This window comes from Bacillus sp. FSL M7-0307, from assembly GCF_038627835.1.
In the GTDB taxonomy this organism is placed as follows: Bacteria; Bacillota; Bacilli; order Bacillales; family Bacillaceae; genus Bacillus; species Bacillus altitudinis.
This window is the reverse complement of the sequence record NZ_CP152023.1, coordinates 3,253,582-3,270,631: the sequence shown is the minus strand read 5'-3', so window position 1 is coordinate 3,270,631 and position 17,050 is coordinate 3,253,582. Positions and strand designations below refer to the sequence as shown.

Annotated in this window: 14 protein-coding genes; 11 read left to right on the top strand and 3 right to left on the bottom strand. The window is 41.1% G+C overall.

Translation table 11 applies throughout. From position 1 onward, the window contains the following. Positions 1-9: 9 nt before the first annotated feature. Complete coding sequence (gene kduD, locus MHI41_RS16730) at positions 10-783, bottom strand: 2-dehydro-3-deoxy-D-gluconate 5-dehydrogenase KduD (RefSeq protein ID WP_008343242.1); 774 nt, start codon at positions 781-783, stop codon at positions 10-12. A 4-nt stretch (positions 784-787) separates the two neighbouring features. Further along, on the bottom strand, positions 788-1,615 hold the full coding sequence (gene kduI / locus MHI41_RS16725) for a 5-dehydro-4-deoxy-D-glucuronate isomerase (RefSeq protein WP_342494329.1): 828 nt from the start codon (positions 1,613-1,615) through the stop codon (positions 788-790). A gap of 257 nt (positions 1,616-1,872) precedes the next feature. Here kduI and MHI41_RS16720 point away from each other — a divergent pair, with 257 nt between their 5' ends. From MHI41_RS16720 to manA, 11 genes are all read left to right on the top strand, one after another. Continuing rightward, on the top strand, positions 1,873-2,883 hold the full coding sequence (locus MHI41_RS16720) for a LacI family DNA-binding transcriptional regulator (protein ID WP_039963657.1): 1,011 nt from the start codon (positions 1,873-1,875) through the stop codon (positions 2,881-2,883). Between the two features lie 87 nt (positions 2,884-2,970). Further along, a complete protein-coding gene (locus tag MHI41_RS16715) occupies positions 2,971-3,987 on the top strand; it encodes a sugar kinase (protein WP_342494328.1) in 1,017 nt (338 codons plus the stop codon). Then, complete coding sequence (locus tag MHI41_RS16710) at positions 3,959-4,567, top strand: bifunctional 4-hydroxy-2-oxoglutarate aldolase/2-dehydro-3-deoxy-phosphogluconate aldolase (protein WP_342494327.1); 609 nt, start codon at positions 3,959-3,961, stop codon at positions 4,565-4,567. Before MHI41_RS16715 ends, MHI41_RS16710 begins: the two co-directional genes overlap by 29 nt. Positions 4,568-4,676: 109 nt before the next feature. Further along, on the top strand, positions 4,677-5,132 hold the full coding sequence (locus MHI41_RS16705) for a GNAT family N-acetyltransferase (protein ID WP_272511177.1): 456 nt from the start codon (positions 4,677-4,679) through the stop codon (positions 5,130-5,132). A gap of 70 nt (positions 5,133-5,202) precedes the next feature. After that, positions 5,203-6,204 (top strand): sugar-binding protein, encoded by a 1,002-nt coding sequence (locus tag MHI41_RS16700; protein WP_250026665.1) that lies wholly within the window; start codon positions 5,203-5,205, stop codon positions 6,202-6,204. Then, complete coding sequence (locus tag MHI41_RS16695; protein WP_017368163.1) at positions 6,201-7,643, top strand: sensor histidine kinase; 1,443 nt, start codon at positions 6,201-6,203, stop codon at positions 7,641-7,643. The genes MHI41_RS16700 and MHI41_RS16695 overlap by 4 nt, the downstream gene beginning before the upstream one ends. Further along, positions 7,637-9,055, top strand: a complete 1,419-nt coding sequence (locus MHI41_RS16690; protein WP_342494326.1) for a response regulator — start codon at positions 7,637-7,639, stop codon at positions 9,053-9,055. The genes MHI41_RS16695 and MHI41_RS16690 overlap by 7 nt, the downstream gene beginning before the upstream one ends. Positions 9,056-9,154: 99 nt before the next feature. Further along, positions 9,155-10,423 carry an ABC transporter substrate-binding protein gene (locus tag MHI41_RS16685; protein ID WP_268416885.1) on the top strand — a complete coding sequence of 423 codons (1,269 nt, stop codon included), beginning with the start codon at positions 9,155-9,157 and terminating at the stop codon, positions 10,421-10,423. Positions 10,424-10,481: 58 nt separating this feature from the next. Beyond that, positions 10,482-11,453, top strand: a complete 972-nt coding sequence (locus MHI41_RS16680; RefSeq protein ID WP_008343220.1) for a sugar ABC transporter permease — start codon at positions 10,482-10,484, stop codon at positions 11,451-11,453. Then, positions 11,450-12,271, top strand: coding sequence for a carbohydrate ABC transporter permease (locus tag MHI41_RS16675; RefSeq protein ID WP_008343219.1), 822 nt, complete (start codon positions 11,450-11,452; stop codon positions 12,269-12,271). Before MHI41_RS16680 ends, MHI41_RS16675 begins: the two co-directional genes overlap by 4 nt. Positions 12,272-12,418: 147 nt before the next feature. After that, positions 12,419-13,369, top strand: coding sequence for a mannose-6-phosphate isomerase, class I (manA, locus tag MHI41_RS16670; RefSeq protein WP_178897382.1), 951 nt, complete (start codon positions 12,419-12,421; stop codon positions 13,367-13,369). 47 nt (positions 13,370-13,416) lie between these two features. Here the strand turns inward: manA and MHI41_RS16665 are convergent, their stop codons facing one another. Further along, the gene (locus tag MHI41_RS16665; RefSeq protein WP_057078970.1) at positions 13,417-17,031 is read right to left on the bottom strand and encodes a CDP-glycerol glycerophosphotransferase family protein; all 3,615 of its coding nucleotides are present in this window, start codon (positions 17,029-17,031) and stop codon (positions 13,417-13,419) included. Between the last annotated feature and the right edge of the window lie 19 nt (positions 17,032-17,050).

The window sequence follows — 17,050 nt, the reverse complement described above, 5'->3', positions numbered from 1 at the left end:
TTCACATGTTTATCTCGCCAGCCAGCCGCCATCTACGGCTAAAATATGCCCGTTCATATAATCAGAGGCAGGGGAGCTGAGAAAGACGGCGGCACCTGCTAGATCTTCAGGCCGTCCCCAGCGTCCAGCGGGGATTCGTTTCAGAATCTCTTCATTCCGGTTCGCGTCGTCACGAATGGCTTGCGTGTTATTGGTTGCAATATAACCAGGTGCGATCGCATTGACCTGAATATGCTGACTTGCCCATTCATTTGCAAAAGCTTTCGTCAAACCTGCGACAGCATGCTTACTTGCTGTATAAGCGGGAACAAAGACACCGCCTTGAAATGATAGAAGGGAAGCGATATTGACAATTTTCCCTTGCCCTTTTTTCAGCATCTGCTGTCCGACCTTTTGCGTGAGGAAAAAGAGACTGTTGATATTCACATCCATCACAGTATGCCAGTTTTCCTCTGAATATTGAGCGGCCTCTTCTCTTTTAATGGTCCCAGCATTATTGATCAAAATATCAATTGTGTGTTGCTTTAAAAGGGCATCAACATCCCGCTTTGCGGACTGAGGATCTGAAAAGTCTACTTGAATCGCATGAAATGATCTACCGGTCTGTTCGACAAGTTCTTTTGTTTCATCAAGCGGCGTATGGTGGTAGGTGCCGATGATATCTGCACCTGAACGGGCAAGCGCTACGGCAATACCTTGCCCAATACCAGTTCCAGGACCTGTGACAAGAGCTGTTTTGCCTTCGAGGGAAAAGAGGGACGCTACATATGATGTCGTCGTCATTTCATTACCTCAGCTGGTCCATCGGGACAAAGTCCATATCTTTAAACGTATAGTTTTCTCCCGCCATTGCCCAAATAAATGAATAATTTGCTGTACCTGAGCCTGAATGAATGGACCAGGCAGGTGAGATGACGGCTTCTTCATTTGCCACAACGAGATGTCTCGTTTCAGATGGCTCCCCCATAAAATGAAAGACACGTGCGTCTTCCTCTATATCAAGATATAAGTACACTTCCATCCGCCGGTCATGTATATGAGCAGGCATCGTGTTCCATGTGTTATTGGTTTCAAGCTGAGTGATGCCCATCATAAGCTGGCAGCTTTGGATGCCGTCTGCATGAATGACCTGATACAGATTCCGTACGTTCGAGGCGGATGCTTCTCCTAAATGATTCGGTGTTAATTCAGCGATCGCAGCCTTTTGTGTCGGATACGCTCTATGAGCTGTGGCTGACACAAGATAAAATTTGGCCTGCTCACCTGATGAACTAGCAAACTGTACATGTTCGTGTCCAAGTCCAATATATAAGAAATCTTTATGCTCCAGCACAAATGACTCACCATCGACTGTGACCGTACCTTGGCCGCCGACATTTACAATGCCAATTTCCCGTCTTTCAAGGAAATATTCTGTACGTAAAAAGTCGCCGGCATCTAGCTTGATCGGTTCTGATATCGGCATAACGCCGCCAATCACCACACGGTCCTCATGCGAATAATACAGCTTCAATTCACCACTGACAAAAAGTATCGGAATATGAAAATGACGACGAAGTTCCTCTGTTGTAAAACGCTTGACCTGCTCAGGATGTACAGCATAACGATTTTCCATTTGAGATAAGCCTCCCTTTCCATCTGAAACATATAATTGTTTTATTTGGTATCGGTTTCAAGGAAAATTCTAGAGGAAAAAGAGAGTGGCGTCAACCGTTAATTTGAAATCGCTTTCTTTATTTGTATAAAAGCTTTTTTTCTTCATTTTTATGAAAAAAATCTTCTGATACAGCTTAACTTGTGGTATGCTTTTTTTAAGTTTATTTGAAATCGGTTTCGAAACAAATGAGAAGATCGATCTTGGGAGTTTTTTGTATGAAAGAGAAAAAGCAAACGAAAGTCACCATTAACGAAGTTGCAGCATATGCAGGTGTCTCAAAATCAACGGTATCCAGATACATCAATGGCAGAACAAATGAAATTTCTCCTGAAAAGGTAAAAAAGATTAAAAAAGCCATTGAGGAGCTCCATTATCGTCCGAGTCAGCTTGCCCAAGGATTGAAAGTAAGAAAGAGCAAGGTCATTGGTTTTATTGTGGCTGATATTACGAACCCATTCTCTGTTGCGACACTTCGTGGTGTGGAAGAGATTTGTGATGAATATGGATACAGCATCATGGTGTGCAACACAGATAATCGTCCAGAAAAAGAACGAGAAATGCTACTGAAGCTGCATGCTCATTATATTGAAGGGCTGATCATCAATACGACCGGTCAAAACAATGACATTTTGCAAGACTTTAAGCAAAACGGTGTACCGATTGTTCTTGTTGACCGTAAGTTACCTGAACTCAAGGTCGATACCGTCACAACGAATAACCGTGACATCACGGCTCGTCTACTTCACCAAATGGTTGAAAAAGGCTACGAACATATCGCTTTCTTTACTGAGCCGGTCGATGGGATTAGTCCTCGTGAAGAACGAAAAGAAGCCTATGAACAGACGGCCATGAGTCAACATAAGAAACCTATGATTGCAGAAATCAATTTGAAGCAAAAGGAACAAATGCGAGATGAGATTTGTCGTTTTTTACAATCAAACCATCAGAAAAAAGCGATTTTAGCAGGCAATGGATTACTCATGCTGAAACTCATCAGTGAACTCGTCGATCTTGGGGTGAAGATACCTGAGGAGATAGGCATTGCCGGATTTGATGATACAGAATGGTATAAGCTCATCGGGCCAGGCATCACTACGGTGGCGCAGCCATCTCATGAGATGGGGAAAGCGGCGATGCAAAAAATCAAGACACGTCTTGAAGGAGATAAGAGTGCACCCCAGACCATTCAACTTGATGGAGAAATCATTGTGAGAAAATCTTTATAAACGTCAGGCAGAGAAGAGTATACATACGTGCATGCTCTCTCTTTTTCAACTGTTTTGAAACCGGTACCAAGAAAAGGGGAGAAATGAGTGAAAGCATTGGATGTGATCACATTTGGGGAATCAATGGCGATGTTTTATGCAAAAGAAATTGGCGAGCTTCACCAAGTGCATACGTTTCAAAAAGCACTTGCTGGTGCAGAGAGTAATGTTGCGGTCGGCTTGGCAAGATTAGGCTTTAGCGTAGGCTGGATGAGCAAGGTCGGGGCGGACTCACTTGGTACATTTATTTTAGAAGAGCTTCAAAAAGAAGGGGTCGATACTGAGGCAGTGCTCCGTTCAAATGATGGGGCTAAAACAGGGATATTGCTTAAATCAAAAGTCATCGATGGAGACCCTGATGTGACGTACTACCGAAAAGGCTCTGCTGCGAGCACATTGAACCCAAGCGATTTCCCGTCCACTTATTTTCAGCAGGCAGGACATCTTCATATGACCGGAATCCCGCCTGCTGTGTCTAGTGAAATGAGAGCGTTTTCTTTTCATGCCCTTAAAGAAATGAAGGAAGCAGGAAAAACCATTTCCTTTGACCCGAACCTTAGACTTCAACTATGGGAAGAGGAAGAAGACATGATTCATACGGTGAACGAGATGGCTGCTCAAGTAGATTGGTTTTTCCCAGGGCTTGCAGAAGGTCAAAGACTCACAGGATGTCATGAGCCGGAAGCGATTGCGGATGTTTATTTACAAAAAGGTATCAAGCTTGTGGTCATTAAACTGGGATCAGAAGGAGCCTATTTCAAAAGTGCATCCGGCCAAGGTGTAGTGGCTGGTTTTCATGTGTCTCATGTCGTGGATACAGTCGGAGCTGGTGATGGATTTGCAGTGGGAGTGATGAGCGGTCTGCTGGACGGATTATCATATGAAAAATCGGTAGCAAGAGGCAATGCCATTGGAGCACTTGCAGTCATGTCCCCAGGAGATCACGAGGGACTGCCGACTCGGGAAGAGCTTCAGGCATTTATAAAAGAAGCCAAACGATATCAAAGGCGACACGATATGAAGGGAGATGAGAGGTATGGGAAAGTCAGCAAGTATGAGCGTTAAAGAGAAGCTCGCAGCTTGTAAACTCATTGCGGTGGTCAGAGCAGGTAGTGAAGCAGAGGGGATAGAGATGATTGGTCGTTTAAAGAAAAAAGGGGTGCGGGCCATCGAAGTGACATATACCACGCCCAAAGCAGAGCGGATCATTGCATCTTACCAGCATGACCACGACTTGATTGTCGGAGCCGGAACGATTACAACGCTTGAGCAGGCACAATCAGCCATTGAAGCCGGCTCTCAATTTATCGTCAGCCCGGGATATCTTCCTGTCATCGGAGAGCACCTATCTTTTCACGATACACTTTACGTGCCAGGTGTTTTGACCCCGAGTGAAATTATGCAGGCAAAAGCAAATGGATACAGCGTGTTAAAGCTTTTTCCGAGCGGCTCCTTCGGTTTGTCCTATATGAAAAATTTGCAAGGCCCGTTTCCAGAGATTGAGTTCATCCCAACAGGAGGCATTCATCCAGTCGATGTGCCAAAATGGCTTGAAGCAGGAGCTGTGGCAGTAGGTGTCGGCAGCCAGCTTGAAAGCAGTACAGCAGAAGAATTACAGGCCGTTCTTTCTTCCACAATCATGTAGTTCACATAAACAACCGGCGGATGACTGCCGGTTGTTTGTTCGTTTATCTGACATAAAAGATGGGAAGGCGCTTCTTTTCACGTAAAATGAGCATAAAGGAGAGGTCGATATGTACATTCAACAAGATGAACTAAAAGATGGTCAAATTGAGCAATTGATTAAATCTCATTTAGAAGAGATGAAAAAACATTCACCGCCAGAAAGCATTCATGCCCTTTCGTTAGACGATCTGAAAAAACAAGATGTCACAGTATGGAGTGCAAGGGATGGAGAGGCGCTTCTTGGCTGCGGAGCCATCAAGGAGCTATCAAGTGAACATGGTGAACTCAAATCGATGAGGACGGCAGCAGCCCATATGCGAAAAGGCGTGGCGAAGTATCTGTTGACCCACCTTCTCCAAGAGGCGAAGCGGCGGGGGTATAAAAGAGTCAGCCTTGAAACAGGTGCGTTTGTTTTCTTTGAACCGGCAAGAAAATTATATGAAAGCTTTGGATTTCAATATTGTCCGCCTTTTGGTTCATACCAAGAAGATCCAAACAGTTTATTTATGACAAAGGAATTATAGAGGTCGAGAGAGTATGCTTTTATAAGCAGCTCTTTTTTTATGCGGCAACAATGGAAGGAGGGGAATGTGAATGAAATGGTCGAAGTTGTTCGGAATGGGCGCATTTCTCACATTTTGTGTTATATCTGTTCTTTTTTTATCTGTATTAGGTCAAGATTTAGTTAAAATTGAAAGCGCTTCTGATGAGGCGGTATCAACTTACCAATATCACTTTGTTCTTGTACCGGAGGAACTTGATAATGAATATTGGCAATTGGTGCAAAAGGGAGCTGCTGATGCGGCGGAAGTTCATCGGGTGTATCTAGAATACCTAGGTCCAAAGCAGGCTGATTTGGATGATCACCTGAAAACCATTGATATGGCGATTGCTGGTCATGTGGACGGCATTATGACACAAGGGCTTGATGCAAAGAAATACAAACCGCTCTTTCAAAAAGCAAGAGAGAAAGGCATTGATGTCGTCACAGTCGATACCGATGCAGAGGGGAGCAAGCGTCAAGTGTATGTCGGAACAGATAACTATTATTCCGGTTTTATCGCCGGACAGGCACTCATCGCTGATACAAAAGGCGAGCAGTATGTGGGCATTGTGACGGGACGGCTTGATGCGATTCACCAGAAGCTTCGCGTGAAGGGGTTTCGAGATGCCGTTTCTGGTGAGAAACGCATTCATATTGCTGGAATAGAAGAGTCGGCGATTACGAAATCAGGTGCTTCCGGTGCTGCGTATAAATTGTTAAATGATCATACGCAGCTCACCGCATTTTATGGAACAAGCGCATTAGACGGTGTCGGCATTATTCAAGCAACAGAGCAATATCATTCGTCTAAAGATGTTTATGTGCTCGCATTTGACACATTGCCTGATACGATTCAAGCGCTGGATGATGGGAAAATCGATGCAGTGGTTGTACAGCACCCTTATGAAATGGGCTATCAAGCGGTTGAATCTCTTGTTCGTTTGCAGCAAGGGGATAAACAAGAACCGCTGCAGTACACAGGGACGAGTGTGATTCGGCGAGGAGACCTGCCCCTTCATCAAACGGAAAGACCACAGGGGGTTCAGCCATGAAGAGAATTCGAAGTAAGTTATTATTGGCTTTTTTAATTCTTGTGCTCCTTGGCAATGTGGCCGCTTTTTTTGTGTATTGGAGCAGTTCAAAAATCACATCAGAATATAGCAAGAGCTTTCGTTCCTTTCTCCTGCTGAATGATATTTCCACAGAGGCAAAAACGATGTATGAAAAGGTCAACGCCTTTGCCATCGAAAAGGATCAGGCGTTTGCCAAAGGGTATGCTGAATCAAAACAGAAAATGACATCATATGATCAAGCATTGCTCAAAGATGCAGGGCTTCATGCCGCCATCCCCTCCATTGAAAAATATCAATATATGATGCGGACGCTCATAAACGAAAGTGATGCGACAATGAATCATGTCAAAGAAGGGAAAATCAAAGAATATGCTGCAAGTGTGAAAGAAGTAAGAACCGTGTCCTCTTATATCCAAGAGCAGACAATGACTCTTTTGGATGATGAATTATCTGAGTATCAAGTACTCTACCAATCCCTTCAAAAAAGACATCAAACGTATGCGCTTTTTACTCTATGTCTGTTTACATTATCGATAGGTATCGCTTTATGGATGGCCTATATCATTGCGGGCGGAATTTCAAGACCGATCGTTCATCTATCTCGAAGTGCCAAAGAAGTATCAGAAGGAAATTTTGATGGTCCGAATTTGCATGTGTCATCAAAGGACGAAATCTCTGTGTTAAATCATGCCTTTGAGCGAATGCGGCGAGAGATGAAGGTAATGATTGAAGAGATGAAACAAAAGGCCGCTTTAGATCAGAAAATTAAAGACATGAAGCTGAAAACACTGCAAAACCAAATGAATCCACATTTTTTATTTAATACATTAAACATCGTTTCACGTATGGCGTACTTAGAATCAGCTGATGCGACATCGAGATTGATACAATCCGTTTCTACGCTGATGCGGTATTCGCTATCTCCTCTCAGCGCATCTGTTACGTTAGAACAAGAAGTGAAAGTGGTAAAAGAATATTTTCATATACAAGAAACAAGATTTTCCGATCGTATTACATGCAAAACGACCATAGATGAGTCGTGTCTATCTGTTCACATTCCGAGCCTTACATTGCAGCCGCTTGTCGAAAATGCCTTTATTCATGGGGTAGAACCAAAAGAAGAGGGGGGGCTTGTAGAGCTCTCTATTGATCGAGATGATGGCTTTGTCATGATTCGGATTCGGGATAATGGACTTGGCATCAGTGATCCAGAGAAAAAGAGATTGCTATCGCAAGAGGAAGAAGATCATCCAGACACACGTAGTAAAGGTCACTCGACAGGAATTGGTCTTCGAAATGTGATGTCGAGGCTGCGTTTGTTTTACGGAGTGCAGGATGCCCTTCAAATTGATTCAAAGCCAAACGAAGGGACCACCATTCAATTGACAATACCAATCAAGGAGGAACGAGCATGCTGAACGTGCTGATTGTGGATGATGAAAAAATTGAACGAATGGCGATGCGTAAGTTCATGACCGAATGGCTGCCAGACTGTCATATTGCAGGGGAAGCTGCGAATGGAAAAAAGGCGGTGGAATTGGCGCGGTCTAAGCCAATTGACCTTGTGCTCATGGATATTCAGATGCCTGGCATGGATGGACTCACAGCGATCAAACAGATCAAAGCAAGCTGCCCTTATACTAAATTTATTATGCTGACAGCCTACGATACATTTGATTATGCCAAGCAAGCCATGCAGGAAGGGGTCAAACAATACCTTGTCAAACCAGCTGATAAAGACGAAACCATTACAGCGATTCGTTCTGTTGCGGCAGAAATTCAGCAGGAGGTCTCCCTGCGGCAGGCGGAGAAAGTCAATCAGCAGTCAAAATGGCTGGAAGCTCATGTGTTGAATGGTCAATCTTATACTTCAACAGCGTTTGAGCGGCTGTTTCAGGATTTTCAAGCAGGTCTAGTGATCGCTGTTCAGCGGACAGGCGGGGATCAACTCCTGAATCATTTGCAGGAGTCTGCTCTTTTTCAAGCAGTGCCTATCCAAGTGAGCGGTGAGCTGTTTACATGCTTGATTTACAGCCATCAATCACCTGGTCACCTAAAGGCGAATGTACTGCAAGCCATTCGCGCTTCTATGACAAGCGAGCAGCATTCCTCTGTCGTTGGCATGGGTCATCCTGTCTCAAATCCACTTCAACTTCAGAAAAGTGCAGCAGAAGCGAAGCTTTCCTATTATCAGCGAAAAAAAGATGACAGCGCTGTTCGTTATGGCTTTTACTATACAGATAGACAATCTTACGTATTGATCAACTTGCCTGAGCTTGCCGATGACATGATGCTGGCACTAGAAGAAGGGAGAAGAGGTGATGCTCTTGCTTACTATGATGCCTTCCAATTAGAAGGGGCAACCATTTCTCATGTGAAAGAGCTGCTCATTTTACTCAAATCACGACTTCGTGCAGATGTGCCTATCCTGGCTATCACTACAGAAACAGAATGCCGCCAATGCTGTGACCATTTATTTGATCTGTATGAAGCAAGAACCCAGACGGTGAATGATATAGAACGGGCGAAACGATACATTCAAACACACTTTTGCGAACATATCACGCTGGAGCAAACGGCCGCCTATGTTGATTTAAGCCCGACGTATTTCACCAAACGCTTTAAGGATGAGACAGGTCTGACGTTTAAAGAATATGTGACGACCTGTAGGATGGATAAAATGAAGAAGCTACTGAAAGAGAGTTCGCTTAGTTTAAAAGAAATCACCTATCAAGCAGGATATACTGATCCGAATTACGTCAGTCGTGTGTTTAAAAAAATGGTGGGCTGTTCACCGAAGGAATATCGAAAACAGGTCGTAAAAAAATGAAGAATTTCATAAAAAAGTGAAGAAGTTTGCCTGAAAAAAGGCAAGGATCTGCCAGTATACTTATTTTGATAACGCTTACAAAATAGGGATGGGGGATCCATGATGAAGTTTAAAATAGGCTTTACTTTATTGGCACTCTGTATGCTGGTCGTCTCTGCTTGCAGTTCATCGACGAACTCAGATGCAAAAAAAGAGGGCGGAGCGGAGAAACTAGAAATTTTCTCTTGGTGGACTGGTGCAGGTGAGGAAGACGGGCTGAAGGCACTCATTCAATTGTTTGAAGAGAAAAATAAAGACATTCCAATTGAAAATGCAGCTGTCGCTGGTGGCGCTGGTACGAATGCAAAGGCTGTTCTAACAAGCCGGATGCAAGGAGATGATCCGCCAGCTACTTTCCAAGTACACGGGGGAGCAGAGCTGAATGAGAGCTGGGTAGCCGCAGGCAAAATGGAGCCGCTGGATGATCTATATGAAAAAGAAGGCTGGAAGGATAAATTCCCAGAATCACTGATTGACCTTGTGAGCAAAGACGGGAAAATCTATTCCGTTCCAGTGAATATTCATAGAGGCAATGTGCTTTGGTATAACAAAAAAGTATTTGAAGAACAGGGCTTACAGCCACCAACGACGTTTGATGAATTTTTCAAAACAGCCGATGCCTTAAAGAAAAAAGGGATTACACCACTTGCGCTTGGGGATAAAGAACCTTGGGCAGCGACTCATTTGTTTGAGAGCGTTCTTCTAGGTGTATTAGGTGCAGATGACTATCAAAAACTTTGGGCGGGCGACTTAAAAATGGATGATGCAAAAGTGAAGGAAGCGGCAGACATCTTTGGACGTATGCTCGAGTACGTCAACGACGATCATAGCTCGCGTAACTGGCAGGATGCCTCACAACTCGTGGCAAAAGGGGAAGCTGCAATGAATGTCATGGGCGATTGGGCAAAAGGATATTTTGTGAATGATCTAGATTTGAAGGTGAATAAAGACTTTGGATACGTGGCAACTCCTGGTACGGAGGGCAGCTTTATGGTCATCACGGATACATTCGGACTACCGAAGGGTGTCAAACAGCCAGAAAACGTGAAAAAATTCTTATCTGTCTTAGGATCTGTGGAAGGACAGGATGCGTTTAATCCGCTGAAAGGGTCAATTCCGGCTCGTGTGGATGCAGATGTATCAAAATATGATGAATACGGAAAATCGGCAATGAAGGCGTTTAAAGAGTCAAAGCTGGCACCGTCTCTTGCGCATGGCTCAGCTGCTGAAGAAGGTTTTGTCACGAAGGCGAACCAAGCCGTCAATATTTTCGTGACACAAAAAGACAGCAGCCAGTTCGTTTCTTCTTTAAAAGATTCAATGAAATAAAGATGAAAGAGGCGGCCGTTAGGCACCGCCTCTTTTTTAAAAAAAGGAGTGTAGCTTCATGCGCATGGACACATCGCCGACCACAAAAACACCAGCAGCAAAAGTGAAACGTGTTCGGAGAAAATGGAATGGAGACCAGCTGCTTGCCCTGCTGTTTTTAGCACCGTCAGCTGTTTTATTATTCATTTTTGTTTACGGATTTATTGGCTGGACAGGATATGTTTCATTATCGAACTGGACATCGCTTGTTCCTGATTTTTCTTTCGCAGGTATGAAAAATTATGTCATGCTGTTTCAAGATTTTCGCTTTCAGTCAGATCTTCGAAACACGGTCTTTTTTACATTATTCTTTATTGGAGCAGTCATTGCTTCTGGGCTTGTACTGGCCATTTTATTAGATCAGAAGATAAAGGGGGAATCACTTTTTCGGAATCTCTTTTTCTTTCCGATGGCCCTTTCCTTTGTTGTCACAGGTGTTGTGTGGCAATGGATCCTAAATCCATCAACTGGGGTGAATCTGTTTTTAAAAACACTCGGCATCCAGCCCAAGTGGTACACGGATACGAATATTTTAGCTGGATTTGTCTGGGGAAAAATTGAGTTTGGTGTACCGGCAGCAATGATTGCAGTTGTCATCGCTGCTGTGTGGCAGATGACAGGATTTTCACTTGCGATGTATTTGGCTGGTCTTAGAGGAATTCCAGAGGAAGTGAGAGAGGCTGCTAGAATGGATGGCGCAACCGAGTGGCAAATCTACTGGAAAATCATTTTCCCGCTGTTAAAACCAATCACAGCGAGCGTCGTCATTATCATGGCACATATTTCTTTAAAGATCTTCGATTTGATTTACTCGATGACAGGACCAGGTGCAAACTTTGTCACCGATGTGCCAGGTGTTTATATGTTTGAAATGACCTTTAGAGGAAACCATTATGCAGGTGGTGCCGCCATTGCGATCGTCATGTTGATTTCTGTTGCGGTCTTTATCGTGCCGTATCTCCTGTCTAGTCGGAAGGGGGCTTCATCATGACCGCAAGAGGGTTTGTCCGTCCAGTTCTTTATGCTTTATTAATACTGTGCAGTTTGTTTTTTCTCATGCCTGTTTATGTCATGCTCGTCACAAGCTTAAAGCCATTAGGTGAAGTGACCCTTGAGCGAATGTGGTCGCTTCCATCTACACTTGATTTCTCAAGCTACAAAATCGCTTTTGAAAAGTTATCACCCAATTTAATGAATTCTCTTTATCTAGTCATTCCTGCTACCTTATTGTCAGCTGTATTAGGTGCGATGAATGGCTATGTGTTGTCTAAATGGCGCTTTAAAGGATCAGAAGTGGTGTTTACCTTCATGTTGTTCGGTATGTTTATTCCATATCAAAGTATCCTCATTCCACTCATTCAATTTTTGCGTGAAATCGGCTTGTATAACTCCATTCCGGGACTTGTGCTTGTCCATGTCGTATATGGCCTGCCAATCACAACACTCATGTTCCGCAATTTTTATGTGAGCATTCCTGATGAAATGATTGAATCAGCGAAGATGGATGGAGCCGGGTTTATCGGGATCTTCAGACATATGATTCTGCCGCTTTCCATCACAGGGTTTGTCGTGGTTGCCATTTGGCAGTTCACAAATGTGTGGAATGAGTTTCTATTTGCGGTCACTATGACCACAGCAGAGAATCAGCCGGTCATGGTCGCATTGCAAAATTTATCAGGCAGTCAAATTGTGCAATGGAATGTTCAAATGGCAGGTGCCATCTTGGCTGCACTGCCGACACTTTTGGTCTATATTCTACTTGGAAAATACTTTGTGAAAGGGCTTCTTGCAGGCTCTGTCAAAGGGTAAATTGATTTTCTTGTTATCGTTTTCATTCGGTGTACTGAAAGGATTGACTTCTCTTTAGATAGCGTCATAATAAAAGTTGAGACTTGCTAGTTTTCATCATGCTAGGCAAGGATTATCAAAGGGTAGCAAAGGGAGGAGTCATCCTGAATGAAGCAGTCACCAATTTTTTTACTGCCTGAATTGAAGGAGAGAATATGGGGAGGTACAGCCTTAAGGGATCAATTTGGCTATGATATTCCTTCTGATCAAACGGGAGAATGCTGGGCAATTTCTGCTCATCCAAACGGACCAAGTGTCGTGCAAGACGGTCCATATAAAGGGAAAACGTTGATCGAACTATGGGACAATCACAGAGAATTGTTTGGGGGAATAGAAGGCGATCGCTTCCCGCTCTTAACAAAAATTTTAGATGCAAACCAAGACTTATCCGTTCAAGTTCATCCAGATGATGATTATGCGGAAAGACATGAAAATGGCGAGCTTGGAAAAACAGAGTGCTGGTATATCATTGACTGCAAAGAAGGCGCAGAAATGATCTACGGTCATAATGCAAGGACGAGAACTGAGCTTGTGACCATGATGAACAGCGGCGATTGGGAAGGCCTTTTGCGGCGAGTGAAAATTAAGCCGGGTGATTTTTATTATGTGCCAAGCGGTACCATTCATGCGCTATGTGAAGGCACACTGGTTCTTGAAACGCAGCAAAGTTCAGATACGACCTATCGGGTGTATGATTATGAACGAAAAGACCAAAATGGCCATGAACGTGAACTTCACTTCACGCAGGCCATTGATGTCACAACGGTTCCTCATGTAGACGGTTATGCAGATGAATCAGTAGAAACTCGTCCAGGGATGACCATTAGAACATTTGTAGAAGCAGAATACTTCTCTGTGTATAAATGGGAAATTGATCAAAAAGTAGAGCTATCGCAAGATTATCCGTTTTTGCTGTGCAGCGTTATTAATGGGGAAGGGTCCTTAGAGCATAATGGGCATACATATCCGCTGCCAAAAGGAGCCCATTTTATCCTGCCTGCTGAAACAGGGAACTTCACAATTGAAGGATCTTGTGAACTGATTGTGTCACATATATAAAGAAAAAGACTTTCAAGCATGGAATAGAGCTTGAAAGTCTTTTTTAGTTAATTTAACACTTTATAAAAAGTATCCATTGCTTTTTTATTGTACTCTTTATAATTGAATGGAGCATAAGCAGGATTTGTATGATTACTAAAGTTATTTAGCCCTCCTACAAGTCCATCGACACTGTTATTGACTAAAGCACCATATTTGCCATTCTCTAAAACTGTTCGATTTGCAATAATATCTGTTGCCAAGATATCCATTCCTAACGTCATGGCTTCTAAAAGTACCATTGGCTGGCCTTCATAGTGTGATGATAAAACAAAGCAGTCACACATTTTTAGGACGGTAAATGGATTTTCAACTTGGCCAACTAAAAACACATAGTTTTGCAATTCTAATTCGTCTATTAACTTTAGAAGGTCATTTTTAAGAGGACCATCGCCGAGAATATATAGTCTGCTGTTTGCATTTGTTTCTAAATGTTGTTTAAAAGCAGTAATTAAATTATCTTGCCCTTTTTCTGGAGACAGACGTCCCATATTAACAAAATTATAGTGTTTTTTGGAAGGGTAAGGAACAAATTCATTTCCTATTTCAAACCCTCGAACTTCAAGAATTTCAATCGCTTTTTTATCTACCCAGCCTACTTTTTCGTTATTAAACACTATGGAACAGTAAGTTGATATAGGTGTGGTAATTTCTTCTGTAATATCAACTTCTTTTTGATTGTAAAGATAAAAATCTTTCAAGACTTTAAACCTAGTATCTTCGTTCGTTTTGCTATAAATTTTAAATTCGTTCAAATGAAGAGAAGCAGAGTAGCTCACTTCTTTACGATTTAAAATAGTTTGATGATCTAATGTTTTAAACGCTTTTACATGTAACCATCCAATCACTTTTTTATCTAAAGAGAATTGGTAATATGTCGCTTCTTTTGTTTTATGGCTCTTGTGTACAGTCACAATAGCACCTTTATATAACTCAGCGCTGCAAACTTCTTCATATCCGAAATTTGGATATGCTTTTGTCCATATTGTATGATTCTCTGTATGGACAATTTTCATTTTTTTATTTATATTTCTTTCTAAAAGTGTTCTATTAGGCAATGAGCGAATAAACTCTGCATGTTCGTGGTAATTTTTGTTCAATAATGTTTGTATTTCTTTTTCCATCATGACTTGCTTTTCCTCAGATTGAACACTATTTACTTCATAATTCTTCAGTATTTTTAGTGCAGATGAGTCTATCCAGCCTATTAGTTGTTTGTTGATATAGAATCTGCAGTAGAGTGAACGTTCAGTTCTAGCTTCTCGGTCTATCTCTACCATAATATTCTTATAGGGGTGACTCGAAGAAACCTTTTTAATTCCCCTCGTTTTAAAGGGTTTCGTCCAAATATCATTATGTTTAGGGTTGGTGATTAATGCTAATTTATGAACTTCTTCTTCACATATAATACTATCTGGAAGAAGTTTAAAAGCATCTTTATTTAGCCATCCCACAACATGATCTTCATAAGAGAACTTATATAAAACTTCGTTTTGTTTTGTTACAGCTTTTCTTGTAATCATCACTACATTGTTTTCAAACTCTTTGCTTGAAAAAGTGGACAGGTTATCTTCTACTAACGTAGTGAAGATTTTATCATGTTTGCTGCTTAGAATTTTTGCTCTTGATTTAAAAGGTTTATTCGATTGGATAAGGCTTGATGTGTTTTGGTCACCAGATTGTAATTCTATTCCTAATATTTTGTCTGGATTGATTGAGTTCATCACATAATCAAACTTACTTTCATCTGCATAGTGAGATAAATTTTGTTTGTTCAATTCCATTGTGCCTTTAGAAACACTGACCAATTTATCAAATTTATGATATATGGTGAATAAACCTCTCAAATTTATTTTATGAGGCTTCTTACCATTGATCGTTCTTTCGCTATCAGAGAGAAGATCATTATGCATAAAACATATTTTTGTTTTAGCATCTGCAGAAACGAGATATTTAGCCCAATATAAACTATATCCGCTAAAATCAATGACATGGTCAAAAGTGGATTTTCCGAAAAGGCGACTAAATTCTCTGGAATAAGCATCTTGTGGATAGAGCTTTTCCCCGAATTTACTGGTTACTCCACGATTATGAATGAATTTATCTTTATAAACTTCTTGTAAAGTGTAGACAGGTAGGCCTGGCTTGAAAATAAACCTGACATTTTTATTGACTTTTGCAATATTATTTAATACCTCTTTGGAGTTTGGTGTGCTCATATAGCAACTAACATCATATTTATGATAATCAATATTTTGTGTTAAATTAATGAAAGAGGAAGTGATACCATTATTTTTCATTCCCCCAGGGTAAATCAATATCTTTTCTTTCTTTTCATGAAGAGCATTGATGAAACGGATGTCTTCCGTTTCATTGTTGAAAATAGATTTAACAACTCTCTCAGTCACTTTACCATCGTCATGTTTTGTGAAGTCATGTTTAAATTGATCATACTGACGTTTAAATTGTGAATTTATGTCTTCTATATGAGCAATCGAATCTGCCAAATTTTTAATGTTATAAAGGCGGGGACCAGGAAGGTCTTTAAGATTAAAATACATGCCTCGCTCTTCATTATATTCATCTGCATCCCACATATAAAAAAGAACGGGTTTATTTGTAACTAGAAAATCAAAAAATATACTTGAATAGTCAGTAATCAATAAATCGGTCGCACTTAGCAGCATATTTGTATCGATAAAGTCTGGTATCAGCCGACCTTGTAATTCTGCTGATTGACTGGCTTGGTGATACAGAAATGGATGAAGCTTAAGAAGGATATTATATTCTTGACTAAAGCGTTCATGTAAGTAATTCAGGTCAGAAGTGATCTGAGTTAAATTGTTTTTAACTTTACCTACACTTGTCCCTTTCCAAGTAGGTGCATATACAATGGTTTTTTTGTCTAAAGAAAGGTCTACTCCAAAAGAGTGAAGATCTTTTTTAAATTCAAGGGAATCAGTATTCAACGTTAAATCAATTCTTGGATACCCTTCTTCTATAATTTTTCCCGAGAAAAGATGTTTCAACTTATAGCTATTTATAAACATACTTGTTGTATGTTCATTTGGGCTAATGAGATAATCTGAGCTCAAAAAATTTCTCAATACATTCTGAGAATGTGCAGGGTTTCCTGGAATATCAAAGCCCATATATTTCAATGGTGTGCCATGCCATGTATTGATATAGACTTGTTCCTTTTTACATATAAAAAATGGTTGAAAAGTAGAGTTGTTTATTAAATATTTTGCAGTTGCTAAGTATTTCAAATAATCTTTAGAATTTCGCTTTACAAAAATGATGTTTTTATAATCGGTATACTTATCTAAAATTGGTTTTAATATTTCAAAATCATCAATTGACCAAATATGTGTATAGTCTTTGAAATGAGGCTGATGTAACAAATATTCAAAAATGGCTAATGGGCTATCGGTCATACTTTTTCCGTCTCTAGATTCATATAGTACGGTTTTTTCAACAACATCAAAACGTTGATAATAGTATGCATATAAATTGTTTCTTTGGTGTCTTTTATCCTTTATAAAATTCATTAAAGGGTCTTTTAAAAATTTTATTTTTCGTTTTAATATTTTTTTCTGACGTTTAAAAATTTTCTTGTTCATCATTATGACTCCTTTGGAG